This is a genomic window from Reyranella sp. (assembly GCF_965227665.1).
Lineage (GTDB): Bacteria > Pseudomonadota > Alphaproteobacteria > Reyranellales > Reyranellaceae > Reyranella.
On the sequence record NZ_OZ245767.1, the window covers coordinates 2,656,361 to 2,679,348 of the forward strand.

Here is a 22,988-nt window from a genome sequence, read left to right on the forward strand (position 1 = left end):
GCATTTTCGAAGAGGATGATCGTGGATACGCTAATCCCGTCCACCGCCGATCTCGCCGGCGACCCCGCCGTGATCTCCCGTGCCGAGGCGGTTCGCCCGGCCGTCGAGGCCGCTTCCAACGAGATCGAGGAAACGCGCCGGCTGCCGCCGGCGCTGCTCGACACGCTCCACGAGGCGCGGCTGTTCCGCCTCCTGCTGCCCAGAACGTCGAACGGGATCGAGACCGATCCCGTGACTTTCTTCCATGTGATCGAGACGATCGCCCGAGGTGACGCTTCCACCGCCTGGTGCCTGAGCCAGGCCGGCGGCTGCGCCATGTCGGCCGCCTATCTCGACCTGCCGGTCGCGCGCGCGATCTTCGGCGAAGACCCGCGTGCCGTGCTGGCATGGGGCCCCGGCCCCAGGGTCAAGGCCATCGAGTGCGAAGGCGGATACCGCGTCACCGGCGTGTGGGCCTTCGCGTCCGGCGGCCGGCACGCCACCTGGCTGGGCGCCCACTGCCCGATCTTCAAGGCCGACGGCTCGCCTCGCCTGGACGAGACCGGCCGGCAGCAGGAGCGCACCATGCTGGTGCGCACCGGCGACGTTCAGTGGACCGACATCTGGAATACGGTGGGCTTGCGCGGCACGGCGAGCGACCAGTTCGCGCTCACCGACTTCTTCGTGCGCGCCGACCATTCGATCACGCGCGACTTCGAGTTCGAATGCCGCGAAACCGGGCCGCTCTACAGGATGGGCGCCGGCACCTGCTACCAGGTCGGCTTTGCCGCCGTGGCCTGCGGCATCGCCCGTGGCGCACTCGACTGCTTCCTCGACGTCGCGCGCAACAAGGTCCCGCGCGGCCTCAAGAGCCCGCTGCGCGACAATGCCGTGGTGCAATCGAACCTGGCTCAGGCCGAGGTCAATCTCCGGGCCGCCCGCGCCTTCGTGCTGCAGTCTATGGCCGGCATCTGGAAAGACCTCTCGGCCGGCGACAAGATCACCGTCGAGCAGCGCATCACCATCCGCATGGCCGCGACGAACGCGATCCACAAGGCCAAGGACGCCGTCGACTTCGCCTACAATGCGGCGGGCGCCACGGCGATCTTCGAGAACCATCCGCTGGAGCGGCGGTTCCGCGACATCCATACCGTGACCCAGCAATTGCAGGGCCGGCTTTCCCATTTCGAGACCGTGGGCGCCTGGATGATGGGCGCCGACGCCGACCTCACCTTCGTCTGACCCGACCACGGAGACCGACCATGCCGCTTGGCCCCCTTCAGCACTACACGATCGAGCCGTCCAACCTCGAGGCCACGAAGGATTTCTATTGCGACGTCCTGGGCCTCGAGAACGGCGACCGCCCGCCGCTCGGCTTCCCCGGCTACTGGCTCTATTCCGGCGGCGTGGCCACCGTGCACCTGCTGGGCGAGCGCACGCCGCGCGAGGGCATCGTCGTACGCGGGACGGAGAAGAAGTTCGCGGATACCGGTCGCTTCGATCACATCGCCTTCGCCGCCAGCGACCTGCCCGGCGTGCGCAAGCGCCTGCAGTCGAAGAACGTGAAGTTCCGCGAACAGATCGTGCCGCGCACCGGCGCCGCGCAGATCTTCCTCTACGATCCCGACGGCGTCGGCGTGGAGCTGAACTTCCCGGCCGAAGAGGTCCAGGCGGAAGCCAGGGCCTAGTGCTTCTCTCGCTCGAGATCGAGAAGGTCGAACCGCTCGCCGACGGCGCCGCGTTCGGCGAGGCCGGCGCCTATGAGCGCGTCATCGCCGTCGCGCGCGGCGAGGTCGATCCGATGTCGCCCGCCAACCGCGGCGTCGCCCTGATCGACAAGGCGCCGCGCAACGCCGCCGGCAAGGTCGAGTACGCGACCAGCGTCTTCATCCTGCGGCCCAAGGACTCGACACGCGGCAATGGGCGCATCCTCTACGAAGTGAACAATCGCGGCCGAAAGATGCTGTTCGGCAACATCGCCGACGGCCCGCAGGGCGTGAACGATCCGAAGACCTTGGCCGATCTCGGCAACGCCTTCCCGCTGCGCCTGGGTTACACGATCGTCTGGTCGGGCTGGGATCCCGATGCGCCGCGCGCCAACATGGGCCTCGCTTTGACGGCGCCGGTCGCGACCGACAACGGCCAGCCGATCGTGCAGACGGTCCGCGAGGAATGGGTTTCGGGCACGCGCGTCGGCGTGCTGGAGACGTTCAAGCTCTCGCATGAGGCCGCGACGCTCGAACAGCCCCGGGCACGCCTCACCGTGCGCGAGCGCGCCGATGACGAACCGCGCGAACTGCCGCTGAACCAATGGTCGTTCGTCGACGCCCGTTCGATCAGGCTGCGCGAGGGCACGCAGGCCAAGCCCGGCTTCCTCTACGAATTCCACTACGAAGCGAAGAACCCCAAGGTCCAGGGCCTGGGCTTCGCGGCGACGCGCGACGTGGTGAGCTGGCTGCGACACTCGCCCGATTCGATGAAGGCCACGGGCCGGCCCATGACGCATGCGCTGGCCATCGGCTTCTCCCAGGCCGGCCGCTACCTGCGCAATCACATCTCGGAAGGCTTCAACCGCGACGAACAGGGACGCCGCGTGTTCGACGGCATCCATAGCCACATCGCGGGCGTCGGCCGCGTGTTCTTCAACACGCCGTTCGCCCAGCCGGCACGCACCAACACCCAGCACGAGGATCACGGCTTCCCGGAGAACGAGTTTCCGTTCTCGACGGCTGCGCTCGACGATCCGCTGACCGGCAAGAGCGGCTCGCTGTTCCGCGGCGACGACAGCGATCCGCTGCTGATCGAGACCAACACCTCGACCGAATACTGGCAGAAGGGCGCGTCCCTGCTGCACACCGATCCGCTGGGCACGAAAGACGTGACCCTGCCGCAGAACGCCCGCGTCTACATGATCGCAGGGACACAGCATGGCGGCCGTGCCGGCGCCACGACCGATCCTGGTCCGAACCTCAATCCGCGCAACCCGCACAATCCGATGCCGGCGGTCCGCGCCCTGCTGGTCGCGCTCGACGAATGGGTCGTTTCGGGCAAGGAACCGCCGCCCAGCCGCGTTCCGACGCTGGCTGCCGGCACACTGGTCGAGCCCGACAAGACCGGCTTTCCTGCCGTGCCGGGCGCCGCGATCGTCCGTGCCACCAACATCGTGTCGCCGCCCGGCGACTGGGTGAAGCCCGTCGCTCCCGACAAGACCTATCGCACGCTGGTGAGCAAGGTCGATGCCGACGGCAACGAGGTCTCCGGCATCCGCCTGCCCGACATCGCCGTACCGCTCGCCACATACACCGGCTGGAACGAGTACAAGCCGCCCTACCCCGCCGGCGAGATCGCCGATCGCGACGGCAGCTGCCTGCCGCTGCCGATCGACAAGGCCGCGCGCGAGTCCGCGGGCGATCCGCGGCCCTCGATCGCCGAGCGCTACAGGAGCGGTGCCGAGTATGTGGCCAGGGTCCAGGCGGTCGTCACGCAACTGATGGCCGACCGGCTGCTGCTGGCCGAGGACGCCGAACGCTATCTCGACCGCGCGCGCAAAGAGCCGCGCGTCGCACCTTAACGAACAGCTTCAAGGGAGATCAGGATGGGCAAGAGAATCGCAGTCGTCGGCACGGGAGCTCTGGGCGGCTATGTCGGGGGCTATCTCGCGCAAGCGGGTCTCGACGTCACCCTGATCGATTTCTGGCCGCAGAACATCGAGACCATCCGCAAGAACGGGCTCGAACTCGACGGCGTGACACCGGAAGAGAAGTTCACGGTCACCAAGGCCAAGACCATGCACCTCACCGAAATGCAGGACCTGTCGCGCCAGAAGCCGATCGACATCGCCTTCGTGTCGATGAAGTCCTACGACACCGAATGGGCGACGGCGCTGATCAAGCAGTACCTGGCGCCGGACGGCTACGTCGTTTCGCTGCAGAACTGCCTGAACGAGGAGCGCATCGCGGGCGTCGTCGGCTGGGGCAAGACGGTCGGCATGGTCGCTTCGCTGATCTCGGTCGACATGTACGAAGCCGGCAAGATCCGCCGCACCGTCTCCAAGGGCGGCGACAAGCACACCGTCTTCCGCGTCGGCGAGGTCCATGGCCGCATCACCAAGCGGGTCGAGGAACTGCGCGAGATGGTCGGCATGATCGACAGCGCCAAGACCACGACCAACCTGTGGGGCGAGCGCTGGTCCAAGCTCTGCCAGAACGGCATGAAGAACGGCGTCTCGGCCGCCACCGGCATGACCGGCACCGACTGCGACCGCAACGATGCGGTGCGCCGCTTCTCGATCAAGCTGGGCGGCGAGGCGGTGAGGGTCGGCCAGGCGCTGGGCTACCACATCGAGAAGATCGGCAAGTTCGAACCGGAGTTGCTGGCGCGGGCCTCCGAGGGCGACACGGCGGCCCTCGACGAGGTCGAGACGATCCTGCGGCCGGGTTCCAACACCAATCCGAACCCGCGCGCCGACATCCAGCGCCCCTCGATGGCGCAGGACATCATCAAGGGTCGCCGCACCGAGATCGAGTTCATGAACGGCTACATCGCCGAGCGCGGCAACTATATCGGCGTCAAGGCGCCGACCCATGCCAGGCTCACCGAGATCGTGAAGAAGGTGGAGCGCAAGGAGCTGGCGCCGTCCGCCGCTCTGCTCGGCGGATAATTTTCCTCCTCCCGACGGGGCAGGCAGCAAGTCCTGCTCCGTCGCGCCGCCCATTTTGACAATCTGCTCTGTGTAATGGCCGGAGTCTCACGGCCATATATCCGCCTCGCACGGCGAGATTCGGCCTAAATTCTGCATGGCGATTCCCGTGCCCTAAAGGCTCCAGGGGGTTGTCGTGATTCAGATGAAGTACCAGCGGTTTCTCGCCGGCGCGTTCGCGTCGCTCGCGTCCATCGCCGTCCTCGCGGGAAGTGCAGCGGCCCAAACCGCGGTCACCAAGGGCGGGACGCTGATCTATCTGGAGCAGCAGCCGCACACCAACCTCTATCCGCCGGCCGGGGGCTTCTATCCCAACGGCGGCGTGCTGAACCAGATCACCGACAAGCTCACCTACCAGAATCCGAAGACGCTCGAGATCGAGCCGTGGATCGCCGAGAGCTGGACGGTCAATGCCGATGCCACCGAGTACACCTTCAAGATACGGCCGGGCGTCACCTTCTCCGACGGCACGCCGCTCGACGCCGCAGCCGTCGCCAAGAACTTCGATACCTACGGGCTCGGCAACAAGGAGCTGAAGCAGCCGGTCTCCGAGGTCATCACCAACTACAAGGGCAGCGAGGTCATCGATCCACTGACAGTGAAGTTCTTCTTCACCAAGCCTTCCGTCGGCTTCCTGCAGGGCACCTCGGTGATCGGCTCCGGCCTCGTTTCGCTGAAGACGCTGGCCCTGCCGTTCGATGCGCTGGGCGACGCCACCAAGATCATCGGCTCGGGCCCGTTCGTTGTTAAGAGCGAGGTGCTCGGCCGCGAACTCGTGATGGAGGCCCGCAAGGACTACAAGTGGGGTCCGGCCAAGCTCGCCCATCAGGGCCGCGCCAACCTCGACGGCATCAAGTATGTCGTGACGCCCGAGGACAGCGTGCGCATCGGCGCCCTGCTGGCCGGCCAGGCCAACGTCATCCGCCAGGTCCAGGCCTATGACGAGAAGCAGGTCCAGTCGAAGGGCTACATCATCTACGCGGCGTCCACCCGCGGCGTGAACAACACGGTCGTGTTCCGGCCCGACAATCCCCTGGTCTCCGACATCCGCGTACGCAAGGCGCTGCTGCACGCGACCAACGCCAAGGAGATCGTGGCGACACTGTTCTCGGCCAACTACCCGCAGGCCAAGTCGATCATCGCCTCGACGGCGCAGGGCTATGTCGACCAGTCGGCCAAGCTCGCCTATGACCCGGCGCTCGCGGCCAAGCTGCTCGACGAGGCCGGCTGGACGATCGGCCCGAAGGGCCTGCGCCAGAAGGACGGCAAGGAGTTGGTGCTCCAGGCCTATGAATCCCCGCCGCAGCCGCAGAACAAGGAGACGCTGCAGCTCGTTGCCCAGCAATGGGCCAAGGTCGGCGTGAAGCTGAACGTGCTGGCGGGCGATGCCGGCAGCCGCGTCGCCGACAGCCTCGACCCGCTGAAGACGCCCGTCGCCCCGGCCATGGTCGGCCGTGCCGATCCCGACGTGATCCGCAGCCAGTACTATCCGACGACGCGCAACGCGCTTCTGCAAAAGGGGGGCGTCAGCAACAAGGTCCAGACCTTCGTCGACGAGAAGCTCAACACGCTGCTCGAGGACATCGCCGCCGCGACCGATCCGGTGAAACGCATTGCCCTGGTGGGCGAGGTGCAGGCCTATGTGATCGACCAGGGATATGTGATCCCGATCTTCGAGGAGCCGCAGGCCTTTGCGGCGTCACCGAAGGTCAAGGACTTCACCTTCGAGGCCGTGGGTCGCCCAAGCTTCTACGCGACCTGGATCGCGAAGTAGGCGCAGGGCACGACATGGCGCGCTATCTATTCGGCCGGGTCGGGCAGGCGCTGGCGGTGCTGGCGCTCACCTTCACGGCGGCCTTCCTGCTGCTGCAGGTGCTGCCGGGCGATGCGATCATGATTAAATTCATGAGCCCCGACATGGGTCTCTCGGCCGATCAGATCGCCGAGATCCGCGCCTCCTACGGCGCGGACCGGCCGCTTTGGGAGCGCTATTTCACGACTGTCGGCAACTTCCTCACCGGCAATTTCGGCATCTCGATCCAGGCCGGCGTGCCGGTGAGCCAACAGCTCGCGACCAACCTGCCGCCGACCCTGCTGCTTGCGTCGCTTGCCTTCGTCGCAGCCCTGATCCTGACCATCATCCTCGCCACCGTCTCGAACATGGTGGGCATGGAGTGGCTGCGCGCCGGGCTGCAGGCCCTGCCGTCGCTGTTCATCTCCGTGCCGGTGTTCTGGCTCGGTATCATGCTGATCCAGATCTTCTCGTTCCAGCTCGGCCTCGTCTCGGTCATCAGTCCCGGCCCGGTCGAGCGGCTGGTCCTGCCCGTCCTGACGCTCGCCATCCCGATTTCCGCCCCGCTGGCGCAGATCCTGATGCGCAACATCGACCAGGTGCTGGCGCAGCCGTTCGTGGCCGTCGCCCGCGCCAAGGGCGCCTCGCGCAACTGGGTCCTGTGGCGGCACGTGGCGCGCAACGCCATCATGCCGACGCTCACAATCGCTGGCGTCCTGTTCGGCGAGCTGTTGGCCGGTGCCGTCGTCACCGAAGCAGTGTTCGGCCTCAGCGGCCTCGGCGGGCTCACCTACCAGGCCGTGGGCAATCACGACACGGCGGTGCTGCAGGCCATCGTCGTGATCTCCGCCCTCGCGTTCGTCACCATCAATCTGATCGTCGACCTGCTCTATCCGGTGCTCGACCCCCGGCTTGGCACCAAGGTGGGAGCCGCGACATGACCGCAGAAACCGCGAGCGGCTCGATGGCCGACGCTCCCGCCCGCTGGACCACACGGTTCAAGCGCGTGCCGGTGACATTGGCCCTCGCCTGGGCCGTCGTGTTCATCGTGCTCACGTGGGCGGCCCTGCCGTCCCTTTTCACCGGCTACAGCGGCACCGAAGGCGTACCGGGCGAGCAGCTCCGGCCGCCCAGCGCCGAGCATGTGCTGGGGACCGACGGGCTGGGTCGTGACGTCTATGCCCGCATCGTCTATGGCGCGCGCCACTCGCTGTCCGGCGCCTTCGTCGCCGTCACCGTGGGATTGATCCTCGGCACCCTGCTTGGCCTGATTGCCGGCGCGCGGGGCGGCTGGATCGACGCGGTGATCATGCGGCTGGTCGATTCGATGCTCGCCGTGCCCTCGCTGCTCCTGTCGCTCAGCATCATCGTGCTGCTGGGCTTCGGTACGATCAACGTTGCCGTCGCGGTCGGCGCGGTGGCGATCGCCCGCTTCGCCCGGCTGGCGCGCTCCGAGGTCATGCGCGTGCGGCGCAGCGAGTATGTCGAGGCGGCGTACGGCAGCGGCGGCACCTTCTGGGCCGTGCTCTACCGCCATGTCCTGCCCAATTCGCTGACCTCGGTGATCGCTTTGGCCGCCCTGCAGCTCGGCTCGGCCATCCTCGCCATCTCGACGCTGGGCTTCCTGGGCTACGGCGCACCGCCGCCGACGCCCGAATGGGGCCTGCTGATCGCCGAGGGCCGCAATTACCTGTCGCGCGCTTGGTGGCTCACTGCGGCACCCGGCCTCGTCGTCGTGCTGGTCGTGCTGTCCGCCGACCGCATCAGCAAGGCGCTGGGCAGGACCGCGCCATGACCGTCACGCCCCTCCTCCAGGTCGAAGACTTGGCGATTGCCTACAAGACGGGCGACCGCGAACAACGCGTCGTGCACGGCGTCTCCTTCAGCGTCGCGCCGGGCGAGGTCGTGGCGCTGGTGGGTGAATCCGGCTCCGGCAAGACCACGACGGCCCAGGCAACGCTCGGGCTGCTGGCCGGCAACGGCCGGGTCGAGAGCGGCACCATCCGCCTGAACGGCACCGACATCACGCACTGGTCGCAGAAGCGGCTGGATTCCATCCGCGGCGCCGTCGTCAGCCTGATCCCGCAGGATCCCGGCAGCTCGCTCAACCCGGTGCGCACTATCGGCTCGCAACTCGCCGAGGTGCTGCAGATCCACAAGCGCGGCGATCGCAAGGCAATCCACGCGCGAGTGATCGAGTTGCTGGAGCGGGTCGGCCTGACGCCGGCCGAGATGCGTGCGCGTCAGTACCCGCACGAACTCTCCGGCGGCATGAAGCAGCGCGTGCTGATCGCCATCGCCGTCGCCCTCAATCCGGCGCTGATCGTGGCCGACGAGCCGACCAGCGCGCTCGATGTCACGGTGCAACGGCGCATCCTCGACCTGATCGACGAATTGCGCCGCGAGAGCGGCACGGCCGTGCTGCTGGTGACGCACGATCTCGGCGTCGCCGCCGATCGCGCCGACCGTCTCGTGGTGCTGCAGAACGGGCGCATCCAGGAACAGGGACCCGTGAAGGACATGCTCGCAGCCCCGCGCAGCGCCTATACGCGCCGCCTGCTGGCCGATGCGCCGTCGCTCGGCAAACCGCGCCCGGCGCGGCCCGGGATCGAGAGCCAGGCCTTCGCCATCGAGGTGACGGGCCTCACGCACGATTTCCCGGTGAGCGGCGGCGAGGCCACGTCCTTCCGCGCGGTCGATGACCTGTCCTTCAAGGTCCGGCGCGGCACCACCCACGCCATCGTGGGTGAATCGGGCTCGGGCAAGACGACGGCCATCCGCAGCGTCGTCGGCTTCATCAAGCCGACGACCGGGCGTATCCTGGTCGACGGGGTCGATCTCACCACCCTGAAGGGCGAGAAGCTGCGGCAGTTCCGCAAGCACATCCAGCTCGTCTACCAGAACCCCTTCGGTTCGCTCGATCCACGCCAGACCATCGCCCGCATCGTCGAGGAGCCGCTGCTCAACTTCGAGCCGATCCCCGCTGCCGACCGCGCCCGCAAGGTGCGCGACATGCTGGCCCGGGTCGGCCTCTCCGAGAATTTCCTCGACCGCCATCCGCGCGCTCTGTCGGGCGGCCAGCGGCAACGCGTGGCGATCGCTCGGGCGCTGGTTCTCGACCCGCGCGTGCTGGTGCTCGACGAGGCAGTCTCCGCCCTCGACGTCACGGTGCAGGCGCAGATCCTGTCGCTGCTCGACGAACTGCAGAAGACCCTGGGCCTCACCTACCTGTTCGTCTCCCACGACCTCGCCGTGGTCCGGCAGATCTCGGACACCGTGTCGGTCATGCACAAGGGACGGCAGGTGGATGGCGGTCCGATCGAGACCGTCTTCGGCCGGCCCGACAGCGCCTATACGCGTGAGCTGATCGATGCCATCCCGGGCCGCGGCCTGCCGGTCCTGGATGGGCCCATCCTTGCCGGGCCGCCCGAACTTCCGCCAAGGTTGAGCCCATGACCACGTTCCCGATCAAGCGCCTCGGCTTCTTCACCCGCCTGCTCGACCAGGTGGACGCGGCCGAGCGCTACCGGCTGGCCACCCAGCAGATCGTGCAGGCCGAGAAATGCGGCTTCGATTCGGCGTGGATCGCCCAGCACCATTTCCACGAAGGCGAAGGCGGTCTTCCTGCGCCGTTCGTTTTCCTGTCCCATGTCGCGGCCCATACCTCGCGCATCCGGCTCGGCACCGGCATCGTCACCCTGCCGCTGGAACTGCCGATCCGCGTCGCCGAGGATGCTGCCGTCACCGACCTGATGAGCGGGGGCCGCCTCGAAGTCGGCGTCGGACCGGGCGGCAACCTCTCGGCCTTCACCGCCTTCGGCCTCGAAAGCGACCAGCGGCACGCGCTGTTCGACAACAATCTCGCCCTGCTCAAGACCGCGTGGTCGGGCGGCACGCTGCCCGGCGGCGACAAGCTCTATCCGTCGAGCCCGACCCTGGTCGACCGCATCTGGCAGGCGACCTTCACCGTGTCGGGCGCGCGCCGCGCCGGCCTGGCGGGCGACGGGCTGATGCTGTCGCGCACCCAGCCGCGCGCTCCCGAAGCACCGCAGGCCTCGCTGGCCGACATCCAGAACCCGATGCTGGACGCCTATCTCGAGGCGCTTCCCAAGGGGGTCGAGCCGCGCATCCTGGCCTCGCGCACCATCTTCGTGGCCGACGACCGCAACGAGGCGATGCGCCTGGCGGAGGCCGGCCTGTCGCGCATGCGCCATCGGCTGGCAGCCACCGGCAACTTCAGCTCGGGCAGCCTGGTCGGCGACCTGATCAGGGCCATGGACGTTCATATCGGCACGCCCGACGAGGTGATCGCCTCGTTGAAGGCCGACACCACCCTGCAGCGTTCGACCGATCTCACGATGCAGGTTCACTCGATCGATCCGCCGCACCCGTATATCCTGCGCTCGATCGAGCTGTTCGCCGGAAAGGTGGCGCCCGCATTGGGCTGGGCGCCGGAAGTCAAAGCGGGGACGAGACAAGTCGCATGACCGATGTGATCGACAGCCTGGTGGGAATCGCGCCGGGCTCCAAGCTGGACGCGATCCGCGCCCAGCGCTCCGAGGCGCGCAAGCACGCGCAGGCGAGTTACACCTCCCTCTTCGAGCCCAAGGAACTGGGCGGCGTCAGCGGCGACGAGCGCCATGCCATCGCGTCCTTCGTGGCTAGCCTTCACGGCGAGCCCAAGACGGATGCCTTCTATGCCGCCAAGCTGCCGGCTGCCTTGCACAGCGCCATCGCCGCTGAAGCAGCAGCCGCGAAGACCAAGGGACCTTACGGTCATTTTCCCAAGGGCCCGCTTTCGGTCGAGGATGCGCCGGGTCCGACCTGGAAGGTGAGCGATGCCGGGCGTGCGAGCCTGGGACCGCGCCTCGCCGCCGCCTTCGAGCACACGCACATGCTGGTGTTCCATCCGCGCGATGCATCGGCGGCATCGCTGCAGTCGCTGCTCGACGCCGGCTGGTCGACCGACGACATCGTGACGGTCTCCCAGCTCGTCTCCTTCCTGTCCTACCAGATCCGGGTCGTGTCCGGCCTGGGCGTCCTCGCGAGCACCCTATGAGCACCGACAAGACCCTGACGCCGCCGCCGCACACCGAGCCGGTGGTCTTCACCCGCGACATGCTCGACTGGCTGCCCTGGCTCGAGCCGATGGCCGAAGCCGACATGACCGAGCACCACATAAAGAGCCTGGTCGATGCGGCGCGCGTGAAGTCGCCCTACTTCCGGCTGCTGGCACGCGATCCCGACGTGCTGGAGGCCCGCACGCGGACCGACAAAGACATCTTCTACAATCCCGAGGCCGGGCTGCCGCGCGCCGAGCGCGAGTTGGCGGCGGCGGCGACGTCGCGCCTGAACGGCTGCATCTACTGCGCCTCCGTCCATGCCCGCTTCGCCGCGACCTATTCCAAGCGCGTGGACGACGTGCAGCGCCTGCTCGACGAAGGCGTCGAGGCCAAGCTCGACGAACGCTGGGAGGCCATCGTCGCCGCCTCGGTGGCGCTGACCGCCCTGCCGCTGACCTTCGGCAAGGAGCATGTCGAGCGGCTGCGCACGGTCGGCCTCGACGATGCCGCCATCGCCGACCTGATCGGCGCGGCCTCGTTCTTCAACTGGGCCAACCGCCTGATGCTCTCGCTGGGTGTGCCGGCGACGCAGCCGAAGTAAGGCGAGACCTCCGTCGTCTCGACCGGAGCGCGCGGCGCGGAGCGAAGAGATCCTGTCCCTCCAGGAGCCGGAAAATCGTGGAGATGAAATCTCTCCGCTCCGCCTCGCTGCGCTCGGCTTCGGTCGCGACGACGGGGCTCTTTTGAGTTCCAGGTTCTGTTGCGGGCGCGCCTTCAGATCATCCGCTCAAGACCGGCTCATAGCCCTCCAGGAAATCGATCACCTCGGAGACCGGCAGCACATCGGCATATTTGGCGGCCATGTCGTAGAGGTTGGCGAAGTGCGGGCTCTCGTGCTTGTCGGCGACGCACTCCTCCGGAACGATCGTGCGGAAACTGCGCGAGAGACTGTCAACCACCGTGGCGCGCACGCAGCCTGAGGTCGAGCCGCCGGTGACGATCACCGTATCGACCTTGTGGAAGGTGAACAGCGATCCAAGGTTGGTTTCGAAGAACGCCGACGCCATGCGCTTGTTCATGACGATGTCGTAGTCACGGTCGACGTCGCAGCGGTCGTCGAGCTGGGCGTGCCGGGTCTCGGCCGTGATGCTTCGCAACGAAGCCGACATGTCGGCACGCGTTCCCCAGACACCGCAATCCTCGCCCGACTCGAGATAGGCGACGTAAGTCCAGATCACCGGGCAACCCCGGGCGCGTACCAGCCGCGCCAGACTGTTCACGTGCTCGATCTGGCGCGGATCGGTCTCGTAGGCCGTCGCGAACTCGGACGGCCGCGTGTAGGCGTTCTGGAGATCGACGTTCACCAGAGCGGGCTTGCGGCCAAAGCCGAAGCGACGCCGCTGCGGATCGGCTTTCAGCGCCTCGTAGAGCTGGCGCGCCGTCTTGGTCGAGGTTTCCACGCAAAGCCCTCCTCAGTGAAAGCGCTGGATCGAATAGGGCGCCACCGACAGGCTCGTGCTGCGGCCGGCCAGCATCTCGGCCGTCAGGCGCGCCAGCACGGGCGCCAGCGTATAGCCGTTCGAGCCAACGCAGTTGTAGAAGCCGGGCAGGCCCGGCACTTCGCCCAGGATCGGCGCGCCGTCGATATTGACGTTCATGCCGGCCCAGATGCGCACGACGTGGAGATTGGCGAGCGCCGGAATGACCCGGCTGGCGATCCAGAGATTGCCCTCCACGCTCGACCGCAACGCGCGCGACAGGCGCTGTTGATCGTCGTGGCCCGCCGTCCAGCCACCGCCGATCAGGAAGGCGCCCGACGCCATCTGCTTCAGGGTGAGGTGGCGGTCGGCATGGGCGATCAGCTTCTCGATCGCGGGCGGCGCCGGCTCGGTCACGATCATCTGCAAGGGCGCGCCCTTGACCGGGACCGTCAGGCCGAGATGCGCGGCGACCTGCGGCGTCCAGGCGCCGGCAGCGTTCACGATGCGCCGGCAGGCGATCTCGCCGCGGCTGGTGACGACCCGATAACCGCGCTCCATCCGCTCGATCGACTGCACGTCGCTGCCGCGGCGGAAGCGGGCGCCCAGGGCACGCGCCCGCTCGGCCACGGCATAGGTGGCCAGCAGCGGATTGATCTTGCCCTCGCCGGGGCACCATTCCGCGGCGATCGCCACGTCGCTCACACCCGGCTCGAGACGGCGCAGCTCGTTGGCCCCGATCAACTCGGCCTCGACGCCATGCTGCCGCTCGATCGCGATCTTGGCCTTGAGGAATTCCACGTCGCGCGCGGTCTCGGCCAGCATCAGCCCGCCCATGACCTTCATCTCGAGATCCTGGCCGGTATCGGTCGCGATCTCGCGCCATAGCGCTACGGAGGCGGGGCCCAAAGGCAAGGTGGCCGCCGCGGGACCGCCGCCCTCTTGTGCCTTGGCGCCGAAGTCGAACGACAGGAGCTGGACATGCAGGCTGCCGGCATTGGCGCCCGAGGCCTGGAGATTCACCTCGTCGCGCTCGACGACCAGCGTCTCGATACCCTCGCGCGCCAGCCAATAGGCGGCGCAGGAGCCCATGATGCCGCCGCCGATCACCAGCGTGTCGACCGTCTGGGTCGCCAGAGGCTCGCTGTCGCGCGGTCGCGACATATCCGGCGGTACGAACTCCTTGTGTCCGCCCCACTCGCCCTGCTCCACCGTCAGCGCGCGGATCGGCACGGGCTTGACCGGCGGCCGCGGCGCGAACAGATCGAACTCGCCGACCTCGCTCGTCGTCAGGCGGGCCACCAGCGAAGCGCAATAGCGCCCCTGGCAGCGGCCCATGCCGACGCGGCATTTGCGTTTCAGCACAGCCGGCGAATCGTGGCCGGCCGCGATCAGGGTCCTCAGATCGCCCGCCGTCACCTCTTCGCAGCGACAGATGATGGCGGCGTCCTCGATCGCTGCGGGATCAAGCGGCGGCGTATCGAACAGCTGCCACAAGGCCGCTTGAAAGCGACGAGACCGGTTCAACGTCCGCCGGGCTTCGTCTCTCTTGATGCCTGCGAGGCCCAGATCATTGGCAATGGCCGCAGCGGCAATGGTTCCCTGCGCCATCGCCGCCTGCGCACCGCCGAACCGTGCGCCGTCGCCGATGGCGAACACCTCCGGCAGGCTAGAACGGCCCTCCCCGTCCGTCAGCGTTTCCATCGACCCGGTGCCTCGCGCCACGAAGCGATGGGCACAGCCCAGCGAACGCGCAATCTCCGAAGAGGAGGCAAAGCCGTAACCCAGCGCCACGATGTCTGCGTCGATCGCGAACGCGCCGGCTTCGACGCGACGCACCCGATCCTCGCCGACCAGCCGCGTCACCGTGCAATCCCAGTGGAGGAGAGTGCCCAGCCGCGCCGCAAGGCGCGCGCCCTGCGCGATGAGAAAGGGATCGGCCGCGGCGGCTCGCGCCACCGCGCGCCACTGCGCGAGACCAGGCCGCCGCGCCGCCTCGAGCACCGCAACGACATTGGCGCCGCCGTCGATCAGCTCGGCCGCGGTCTGCAGGCAAAGCGGGCCATTGCCGGCAATCACGATGCGTTGGCCCGGCGCCACGCGATAGGAGCGCGCGAGCGTCTGCAAGCCACCGACCGTCATCACGCCCGGCAAGGTCCATCCCGGAACCGGCAGCGACTGTTCGTAGGCGCCCGTCGCCAGCACCAGGCGTTTGGGCTGAAACAACATCGCCTGGCCCGCCACGACGGCGGCGATTTCCCCGGCCGAGAAGGCTGACCAGACCGTGGCCTCGTTCAGGATGCGAACACCCGCCGCCAGCGTCGACTGCCGCAGGACCGCGCCATCCCGGAACTGGCGATCGAGGGTTTCGAGATCAGCCTCGTGCGATGGCGCCAGCGGCTTGAAGTACTGCCCGCCCGGATGAAGGCGCTCGTCGAGAACCACGACAGAGGCCCCCGCCACGGCCAACGCGCGGGCCGCGACCAGCCCGGCTGGGCCGGCGCCGACCACCAGCACATCGCAGGTCACCTCTTCGGCCGCTGCGGCTTCCGTCCTCGTCTCCGTCGGCAAATCCGCCACCGGCGAGGAGCACACCGCCATGCCGGGCTCGACCTTGGTGAGGCACGCCCGCTGGCTCGGGCGGCCATCCACCGTGACGAGGCAATCGAAGCAGACGCCCATGCCGCAGAAGGGACCGCGCGGCGCACCGGAGCGGGCCTCCCGCACGGCGACGATGCCCGACGCCGCCAGCGCCGCGGCGATCGTCTCACCTTGCATCGCCTCGATATCGCGCCCGTCGAAGGAGATTCGAATGGGCGCGCCCGTGGGCCGCATGTCGGGATGTTTCAGGCGCATGCAAAAGGTCTACAATGTTGCCGGAGGCACAGCATGAAGAAGTTCCGCGGCACCTACACCGTCATGATCACGCCCTTCACCGCCGACGGCCGGAAGGTCGACGAGGCGGCGCTGCGCCGGCTGGTCGACTTCCAGATCGCCGAGGGCATCCACGGCCTCATCCCGTTGGGCAGTACCGGCGAGTTCCTGAGCGTAACGCCGGACGAGCGCCGCCAGATCGTGGAGATCGTGGTGAAGCAGGCGGCCGGGCGGGTCCCGGTGCTGATTGGCACGGGCGCGGAATGGACCGACGAGGTCATCCGCACCAGCCGCGAGGCTGAATCCATGGGCGCCGACGGCGTGATGATCATCCCGCCCTTCTACAGCGTGCCGACCGACGACGAACTCTTCACCCACTACAAGAAGGTCGCGGACGCGATCTCGCTCCCGATCATGGTCTACAACAATCCGGCGACGGCGAACGTCGACATGCAGCCGGAGCTGATCGCGCGCATCGCCCAGATCCCGAACTGCCTCTACGTCAAGGAGTCGACCCTCGATCCGACGCGCGTGCGCGACATCATCCGCCTCGCCGGCGACAAGATGACGGTCTTCGCGGGCGTGCTGGGTTACGAATCCTTCTGGCTGGGCGCGGAAGGCTGGGTCGCGGTCTGCTCCAACGTGATTCCGCGCTGGTCGGCCGAATTGTTCGAGCTGGTCGCCGACAAGCGCGACATGGATGCGGCCCTCGCGCTCTACATGAAGATGACGCCGCTGCTCTGGTGGGTCGGCGGCCCGCGCTACGTCTCCGGCACCAAGGCCGCCTTCGAGATGATGGGCATGCCCATGGGCCCGCCGCGCGCGCCGCGCCTGCCGCTGCCCGAAGCGCAACTCCCGGCCCTGCGGGACGTGCTGCGCCAGATGGGCGTTCTGACCGACGAGAAGGCGCGCGCCCGCGCCTAGCGCCCTTCCGGACGAAGTAGAATCACCGTCCTCCCCGTTCAAATGGGGAGGTGGCGGCTCGCGGCTTGCAACCAAGCCGCCAGCCGACGGAGGGGTCATAGGCTTGGCGACACCCATGACCCCATCGCCCCGTATGACGGGGCACTTCCCCATCTGAATGGGGAAGAGACTGAAGTCAGCGATCGTCACGCGCCAGCTGGCCATCGACAGCGGACCCGTAGGCTTTGCCGTAATAGGCCTCGATGCGGCGCTGCACGAAGTCCCAGCAGGTGGTCATCGCCAGGTAGATGATGGCCACCACGATGAAGACCTCGAGCACCTGGAATTTCTGCTGCATCAGGATTTGACCGCGCCGCAGAACCTCCTCCATCGAGATCACCGAAGCGATCGACGTGGTCTTGAGCAGGCCGTTCACCGAATTGCCGAGCGGCGGGATGATGACGCGCAAGGCCTGCGGCAGCACGACCAGCCGGAAGATCTGGTGCGGCTTCAACCCCATTGCCCGGGCGGCCTCGGTCTGCCCCTTGGCGACGGACAGGATGCCGCCGCGCAGGATTTCCGAGAGATAGGCCGCCTCGTTCAGCGCCAGACCGAGGATCGCCGATTCGAGCACCGAGAAGCGCACCAGCCCGAGCTGCGGCAGGCCGGTGTAGATGATGATGAGCTGCACCAGCAGCGGCGTGCCGCGGAAGACCCAGATATAAGTCTGCGCCGCCCGGGCCAGCCCCTTGTGCTTGCTGAGGCGCATTACGGCGAGCAGGAGGCCCAGCATACCGCCCAGGATGAGCGTGCTGATCGTGAGCCCGATCGTCCACAGCGCACCCTCCAGAAGGTAGAGGTTGGTGAAGTACCCCCAGAAACCTTCCCAGTTCCAGACTTTCACGCAGGCACCGGTACGCTAGGCCGGGCCTGGGCCCTTGATGGCGAAGGCCGGCTCGTCGATCTGCAGGACGCCATACTGGTCGAGCAGCTTGGCATACGTGCCATCCTTCTTGAGATCGTTCAGGGCGCCGACGACGGCATCCGCCAGCGCCTTGTTGGCGAAGGCAAAGCAGGCAATCTGGGGAAACACGCCGCTGATCGCGCGCGTGAAGTCGCCTCTCTGCTGCATGAACATGGCCGTGGCATCGATGCTGGTGGCGGCGTCGGACTGACCGGCCTTGAGCGCCTGGAAGGCCTCGGCGAAGTTGTTGAAGGTCATGACGGTGATGGGCTTCAGGCCCTTCTTGGCCACCATGTCGGCGACTTCGCGGGTGCGCCGCTCCTCGATGCCGCCCAGCTCGACCGAGATGCGCTTGCCGGCCAGATCGTCCACCGTCTTCAGGCCCAGCGGATTGCCCTTGGCGGCGAGGAAGCTGATGGCCGCCTGCTCGGTCGGCACCATGTACATCAGCTTGGAACGCTCTTCGGTCCAGAAGATGCCGGTGTTGATCATGTCCCAGCGCTTGGCGGCGAGGCCGGGGATCATGGTGGCGAATTCGGTGCGGATATATTCCGGCGCAAGCCCCAGCCGCTTGCAGCATGCGTCGGCGAGTTCGACCCGCATGCCCTTGAGCTGGCCCTTGTCGTCGACAAACTGCAGCGGCGGCAATGTCGGATTGATCGACATGATCAGCGTACCGGCCTTGATGAGGGTGGGCGGCGCGATCTTCGGCTGGGCGCGGAGCACGCCCGGAACCAGCGTCATTGCAGATGCGGCGGCAGCGGCGCCGAGAAGGCTGCGGCGCTGCAGCTTGATGTCATTGAAATTGTTCATGATTTCCCCCGGAATACGGTCCCCACGACCGCATGCAATTTTGACGCCGAAGTCCGCCTTGCCCGGGGATGTTTCAGACCGTGCCGCACCAGCCGATGATGATGTCCGACACGACCTCGACCGCCCGCCGATAATCTTCGACGTCGACCCATTCATCGTGCAGGCCGTTCTGCGTTAGATCGCCACCGAGGGGCCCCAGCCCGATCGTCGGGATGCCAGCCTGGACGATCGGATTGCGGATGTCGCTCGCGGTGTGCAGCGGATTGACATGCGGCCGTTCGCCGGTGGTCGCCACGATGGCGTCGGCGACGATGCGGTAGAGCGGGCTTTCCGTCGGAACTTCGGCGCCCGATATGCCCGACACCCAATCGATGCGCGCCAGGCCATTTACGGCCTCTTCGACGGACGCCTGGACACGGTTCATGTCCTCGCCCGGCAGCAATGAGAGCGCCCCCTCGATGAGGCCGTGCGAAGCGATCCGCGTGTGCGTGCCGGGCGTGCCGACATTCATGTGAGAGATGAGCAGATTGGACGAGCGGCCGACTGCCTGTTCCAGCAGCGGGTGGCGAGCGGCCTCTGCCCGTCGGTCCGCCAGCGCCTTCAGGCGGGCATGGATTTCCATCAGCGTGTCGGCCGGGTTCTCGGCCTGATGGGCGAAGGCGAGATGGCTGATCTCGTTGGTCGAAGGCGGCCTTCCCGCGACGAGGATGCGGAAGTCGAGCTGCCCCAGGCAGAAGGCCTTGATCTCCCGCATACCCAGACCCGATTCGGCGGGATGACAGTAGACGGCCGCATCCGCTCTCAGTCCGCCATGGAGCAACGCCGACACACCGCGCGCGTGACGCTTGCTGGGCGTACTGGCCAGGATCACATCTCCGGCTGGCCGGCGACCGGAGGCGAGCAGTGCCCGCAACCCGTCGACCATCATCGCCACGCCGGACAGATCGTCCGCCACGCCCCAGCCGTGGATACGGCCGCCGTCGACGACACCCCCGAAGGGATCGCGGCGCCACGCGTCGAGCCCGGCAAGGGGCTCGCCATCGGGATGGGCAAAGAAGATGACGCTTCGACCCTCTCCCCCACCCTTGAAGGTCGCGACGACACTCTCGCGCTCACCCTCGACCATGGCGCGACTCGCCGCGAATTCACCCACCATGGGCACGTCGCCCGGCTTGTAGCGCACGGTCTCGACGGCGCAGCCCAGAGCGCGCGCCGCGTCGGCAACGACGTTCTGTACGGCCGCTTCACCGCCCGTCTGGGCGCGAATGAGCTGCCGCAGGAAGGAAACGGAGTCTTCCATCAGATCGCCATCCGCGCTTCCCGGCGTTTCAGCAGCCTCATCAGGCTGAATGTCGTGTAGTCGATCGGGTCGCCATCGGGCGGCACCTCGCGTCCCCCGACTGTCAGAACGACATTGCCCGGTGCCGCGTGAATCTCGAGTTCATGGCCGGTCTCGCTGATCGCCGGGTCGGCCACCAGCTCGGCTTCCGTTCGATCGAGCCCGAGCCCGGCCAGCGCGACGCCGACCGATGTGTTCAAGTTGTTGGGGAAGTGACGCGCGACCTCGCGCACGCTGCCCTTGAAGAAGACACGGCGCGTCTCGATCGACGCCAGATCGGCGAGCCGGTCGGCCGGCGTCAATCGCCACATGGAAGGTGACTTGAGCTGACGATAGATCACGCGGTTCAACCCCTCCTCGCGTGCCGTCGCCAGCAGGTCGAGCGTCCCGATCGCACCGGGCGCGATCTCCAGGCGGCCCGGCCCCGCTTCCGCAGCATCGATCAGGCGGCGCTCGATCCGCGGATCGGCGAAGGCCGTGAGCGAAAGGGGGATCAGGTCGATGCCCTGGGCCAGCAATAGAGCCCCCGTCTCGGCCAGCATCGATGCGGAGGCACACTCGAGCGCAACCGCGGGCCCGCGCGCGATGAATGCGTCGAGCGACGTGCAAACGGCCGCGCTGCCCACGATTGCCGAGGCATCCTCGACTTGCGCAGGCCGTACCAGAACCGCCGCGACGCCTGGCATGCGTACCGCCAGTCGTCGACCGATCCGTCCGAAGCCGACGATGCCGTATCGCATCACGAGGGAACGACGAAGCCGTAGCGCAGGTTCGACGGTTCGCGACCTGCACGCTCATAGTCCGACTTGATCGCGGCGAAGCGATCGTCGCGCCAGGCGGCTTTCTTGATGTCGTACTTGTACATCTTGGCCGAATTTTCGCCGAAGATGGCGCGCTTCACCGCGCCGTCGGCGCCGCCAAGCGGAGCGAAGCCAAACTTCTTCTGCATGTCCTCGGGAATCTCGAGGCGGCGCAGCGCCTCGATCTGCCATTGCGGCGCGCCGGTCCACACCGCGTCTGTGCCCCAGACGACATGATCCGCGCCCATGCCCTTGATCAGCATGCCCATCAGCGCCGCGCACAGGCGAGGCTCGGTCACCGTGGTCTGGGCAAAGATCTGGCCGAGGTCGGCATAGACGTTGCTGACGCCGTATTTCGCAGGAATCTCCGCAAGGTCGGAGGTCCAGTCGACCCGGCCGGTCTTCTCGAACTGATCGTAGCCGCCGGCCGAAGCGCCGGGCGCGCCGGTCCAGCGGAAGGCCGAGTGGTAGACGACGAAGCGGATCTGCGGCCAGTCCTTCGCCGCCTTCCCGACATCGTCGACCGCCGCGTACGGCGTCAGATGCGGCCAGCGCTGCGAGACCGACGGCGGATAGAGGCCCTTGTGCACGCAGACGATGTCGTGGCCTGCCTTCACGATCTTTTCGTAGAAGGGATAGACGAGCTTCTCGTCGTCCATGCGCCAGGGATGGCGCGCCAGGTCCTTGTTGGTATTGTCGCCGACCGTGTAGCCCTTCCACGAATCGGGCTTCAAGGTCGCGATGCACTTGTCGACTTCGTCCATCCAGCCGTCATAGCCCGGCGTGAAGATGGCGTGCGACAGGCAGCGCTTGGAGCCGGCCGCCTTGTTCACCTTCTCGCGCGCCTCTGCCTTCATCTCGTTGGTCAGGAACCAGTCGCGCGGATCCTCCGAGGCCGAGCCGCTGACCAGCGCCACCTTGGTGTCGCTGTCGAGATAGATCTCCTTGAACCAGTTCGGGTACTTGAGGTCATCGATGGTCTGCGGCCTGTCGACGAGTTCGGGATTCCAGCCGGCCTTGCCCACCGCCTCGCGGCCGCGCACGAAACCTTCGAGCCGTGTGTCGTCGCGCAGGAAGTGCGTGTGCACGTCCATGACGAACTGATCCTTCAGCCCGTCGGCCCGCGCCTGCGCGAGGTCGACACTCTTCGCCTCGGCCGGCGAGGCGCCGTAAAGCGGACCATGGATCTCGTTCATGGCGACGAAGGCCGTCGCCATGCCGGCGGCGGTCTGGAAAAAGCGCCGGCGCGAGAGGCCGTTCCTGGGCGCATACTCGTCGGCCAGCGCATTCATGCGCGCCTCGACTCTCTTCTGCGCCGGCGTCTGCGCAATCGGCAGGAACTCGTCGCTGGACACGACCCGGGTCGGGACGGGTGTGGTGCCGCCGGCCAACCGGGCCGGTGCCAGACGGCTGCGCTCGTCGTCGCTCAACAGGCCCATGGTGCCTCGCCAGGTGCTGGGGATGAGGGGCGTATCGCCCGCAAGCTTACCGGGCGCGCGGCGTCGCGGCGACTCCCGGAACGTGATTGAGGACCGAGTGGACGAGGCCGCCATCGACCAGCAGCGACTGGCCGGTAATGTAACTGGCCTGCGGTCCCAGCAGGAAGGCGATGGCGTCGGCGATGTCGCCCGGCTTGGCGACCCGGCCGAGCGGCACCATCCTGGCCCGCCCGCGGGCCAGCGCCGGCTTGCTGTAGATGGCGTCCGTCATCGACGTATGGACGAAGCCCGGACAGACGGCGTTGGCGCGGATGCCGTCGGGCGCCCATTCCTGCGCCATCATCTCGGTCAGCATGATCAGCGCCGCCTTGGTCGGGCTATACGCGCCGGTCGGAAGCTGCGGCACGACGCCGGCCATCGAGGCCAGCATCACGATGGCGCCCTTGGAGCGCTTGAGATGCGGATGGGCGGCCTTGGCCAGCAGCCAGTTGGCGCGCAGGTTGATGTCGAAGACGCGATTCCAGGTCGCGAGGTCGAGATCGACCAGCTTCGCGGGCGCGGTGATGCCGGCATTGCCCACCAGCGCATCGATGCCGCCCATCGCCTTGACGGCGGCGGCGATCACCTTGGCCGGCGCGGTGGGCTTGGCCATGTCGGCCTTGAGCGTGCGGACCGTGCAGCCCGAGGTGCGCAGATTGGTGGCCAGCGCCTCCAGTTCGTCGAGATAGGCGACGTCGCAGAGGGTCATCGCCTCCGCGCCGTCGGCGGCCAGTTTCAAGGCGGTCGCTCGACCGATGCCACGGCTCGCGCCGGTAATGACGACCCGCATCGTTTCTCCCCCTTTT

The 22,988-nt window shown here is 67.3% G+C and carries 20 protein-coding genes; 12 read left to right on the forward strand and 8 right to left on the reverse strand.

Annotated features, from left to right (window positions below; translation table 11 throughout):
* Positions 1 to 21: 21 nt before the first annotated feature.
* The 11 genes from ACO07I_RS12825 (at position 22) to ACO07I_RS12875 (ending at position 12,134) form a co-directional block, all read left to right on the forward strand.
* Positions 22 to 1,221, forward strand: coding sequence for an acyl-CoA dehydrogenase family protein (locus tag ACO07I_RS12825; RefSeq protein WP_422017868.1), 1,200 nt, complete (start codon positions 22 to 24; stop codon positions 1,219 to 1,221).
* A gap of 20 nt (positions 1,222 to 1,241) precedes the next feature.
* Positions 1,242 to 1,667 carry a VOC family protein gene (locus tag ACO07I_RS12830; RefSeq protein ID WP_422017870.1) on the forward strand — a complete coding sequence of 142 codons (426 nt, stop codon included), beginning with the start codon at positions 1,242 to 1,244 and terminating at the stop codon, positions 1,665 to 1,667.
* Positions 1,667 to 3,550 (forward strand): alpha/beta hydrolase domain-containing protein, encoded by a 1,884-nt coding sequence (locus tag ACO07I_RS12835; RefSeq protein ID WP_422017872.1) that lies wholly within the window; start codon positions 1,667 to 1,669, stop codon positions 3,548 to 3,550. The genes ACO07I_RS12830 and ACO07I_RS12835 overlap by 1 nt, the downstream gene beginning before the upstream one ends.
* A 24-nt stretch (positions 3,551 to 3,574) precedes the next feature.
* Entirely contained in the window at positions 3,575 to 4,639 is a 1,065-nt protein-coding gene (locus ACO07I_RS12840; protein ID WP_422017874.1) for a ketopantoate reductase family protein, read from the forward strand.
* A 184-nt stretch (positions 4,640 to 4,823) separates the two neighbouring features.
* Positions 4,824 to 6,452 (forward strand): TIGR04028 family ABC transporter substrate-binding protein, encoded by a 1,629-nt coding sequence (locus ACO07I_RS12845; RefSeq protein ID WP_422018243.1) that lies wholly within the window; start codon positions 4,824 to 4,826, stop codon positions 6,450 to 6,452.
* A gap of 14 nt (positions 6,453 to 6,466) precedes the next feature.
* On the forward strand, positions 6,467 to 7,411 hold the full coding sequence (locus tag ACO07I_RS12850; protein WP_422017876.1) for an ABC transporter permease: 945 nt from the start codon (positions 6,467 to 6,469) through the stop codon (positions 7,409 to 7,411).
* Between the two features lie 23 nt (positions 7,412 to 7,434).
* A complete protein-coding gene (locus ACO07I_RS12855) occupies positions 7,435 to 8,265 on the forward strand; it encodes an ABC transporter permease (protein ID WP_422018245.1) in 831 nt (276 codons plus the stop codon).
* Complete coding sequence (locus tag ACO07I_RS12860) at positions 8,262 to 9,926, forward strand: dipeptide ABC transporter ATP-binding protein (protein WP_422017878.1); 1,665 nt, start codon at positions 8,262 to 8,264, stop codon at positions 9,924 to 9,926. The genes ACO07I_RS12855 and ACO07I_RS12860 overlap by 4 nt, the downstream gene beginning before the upstream one ends.
* Entirely contained in the window at positions 9,923 to 10,957 is a 1,035-nt protein-coding gene (locus tag ACO07I_RS12865; RefSeq protein ID WP_422017880.1) for a putative FMN-dependent luciferase-like monooxygenase, read from the forward strand. Before ACO07I_RS12860 ends, ACO07I_RS12865 begins: the two co-directional genes overlap by 4 nt.
* Complete coding sequence (locus ACO07I_RS12870) at positions 10,954 to 11,529, forward strand: CMD domain protein (protein ID WP_422017882.1); 576 nt, start codon at positions 10,954 to 10,956, stop codon at positions 11,527 to 11,529. Before ACO07I_RS12865 ends, ACO07I_RS12870 begins: the two co-directional genes overlap by 4 nt.
* A complete protein-coding gene (locus ACO07I_RS12875) occupies positions 11,526 to 12,134 on the forward strand; it encodes an alkylhydroperoxidase domain protein (RefSeq protein WP_422017884.1) in 609 nt (202 codons plus the stop codon). The genes ACO07I_RS12870 and ACO07I_RS12875 overlap by 4 nt, the downstream gene beginning before the upstream one ends.
* Positions 12,135 to 12,312: 178 nt before the next feature.
* Here the strand turns inward: ACO07I_RS12875 and ACO07I_RS12880 are convergent, their stop codons facing one another.
* Both ACO07I_RS12880 and ACO07I_RS12885 read right to left on the reverse strand, forming a co-directional pair.
* The gene (locus ACO07I_RS12880) at positions 12,313 to 12,993 is read right to left on the reverse strand and encodes an isochorismatase family protein (RefSeq protein WP_422017886.1); all 681 of its coding nucleotides are present in this window, start codon (positions 12,991 to 12,993) and stop codon (positions 12,313 to 12,315) included.
* A 12-nt stretch (positions 12,994 to 13,005) separates the two neighbouring features.
* The gene (locus ACO07I_RS12885; RefSeq protein WP_422017888.1) at positions 13,006 to 15,867 is read right to left on the reverse strand and encodes an FAD-dependent oxidoreductase; all 2,862 of its coding nucleotides are present in this window, start codon (positions 15,865 to 15,867) and stop codon (positions 13,006 to 13,008) included.
* A gap of 33 nt (positions 15,868 to 15,900) precedes the next feature.
* On the opposite strand from ACO07I_RS12885, the gene dapA reads away from it, so the two are divergent.
* Complete coding sequence (gene dapA, locus ACO07I_RS12890) at positions 15,901 to 16,809, forward strand: 4-hydroxy-tetrahydrodipicolinate synthase (RefSeq protein ID WP_422017890.1); 909 nt, start codon at positions 15,901 to 15,903, stop codon at positions 16,807 to 16,809.
* A 175-nt stretch (positions 16,810 to 16,984) separates the two neighbouring features.
* On the opposite strand, the gene ACO07I_RS12895 is transcribed toward dapA, so the two are convergent.
* From ACO07I_RS12895 to ACO07I_RS12920, 6 genes are all read right to left on the reverse strand, one after another.
* Complete coding sequence (locus ACO07I_RS12895; protein ID WP_422017892.1) at positions 16,985 to 17,692, reverse strand: amino acid ABC transporter permease; 708 nt, start codon at positions 17,690 to 17,692, stop codon at positions 16,985 to 16,987.
* A gap of 15 nt (positions 17,693 to 17,707) precedes the next feature.
* Entirely contained in the window at positions 17,708 to 18,565 is an 858-nt protein-coding gene (locus tag ACO07I_RS12900; protein ID WP_422017894.1) for an ABC transporter substrate-binding protein, read from the reverse strand.
* Positions 18,566 to 18,638: 73 nt separating this feature from the next.
* Complete coding sequence (locus tag ACO07I_RS12905) at positions 18,639 to 19,865, reverse strand: M20 family metallopeptidase (protein WP_422017896.1); 1,227 nt, start codon at positions 19,863 to 19,865, stop codon at positions 18,639 to 18,641.
* Positions 19,865 to 20,644 (reverse strand): aspartate dehydrogenase, encoded by a 780-nt coding sequence (locus ACO07I_RS12910; protein WP_422018247.1) that lies wholly within the window; start codon positions 20,642 to 20,644, stop codon positions 19,865 to 19,867. The genes ACO07I_RS12905 and ACO07I_RS12910 overlap by 1 nt, the downstream gene beginning before the upstream one ends.
* Positions 20,644 to 22,143, reverse strand: a complete 1,500-nt coding sequence (locus tag ACO07I_RS12915) for an amidohydrolase family protein (RefSeq protein WP_422017898.1) — start codon at positions 22,141 to 22,143, stop codon at positions 20,644 to 20,646. Before ACO07I_RS12915 ends, ACO07I_RS12910 begins: the two co-directional genes overlap by 1 nt.
* A gap of 46 nt (positions 22,144 to 22,189) precedes the next feature.
* A complete protein-coding gene (locus tag ACO07I_RS12920; protein WP_422017900.1) occupies positions 22,190 to 22,972 on the reverse strand; it encodes an SDR family NAD(P)-dependent oxidoreductase in 783 nt (260 codons plus the stop codon).
* Positions 22,973 to 22,988 lie beyond the last annotated feature (16 nt).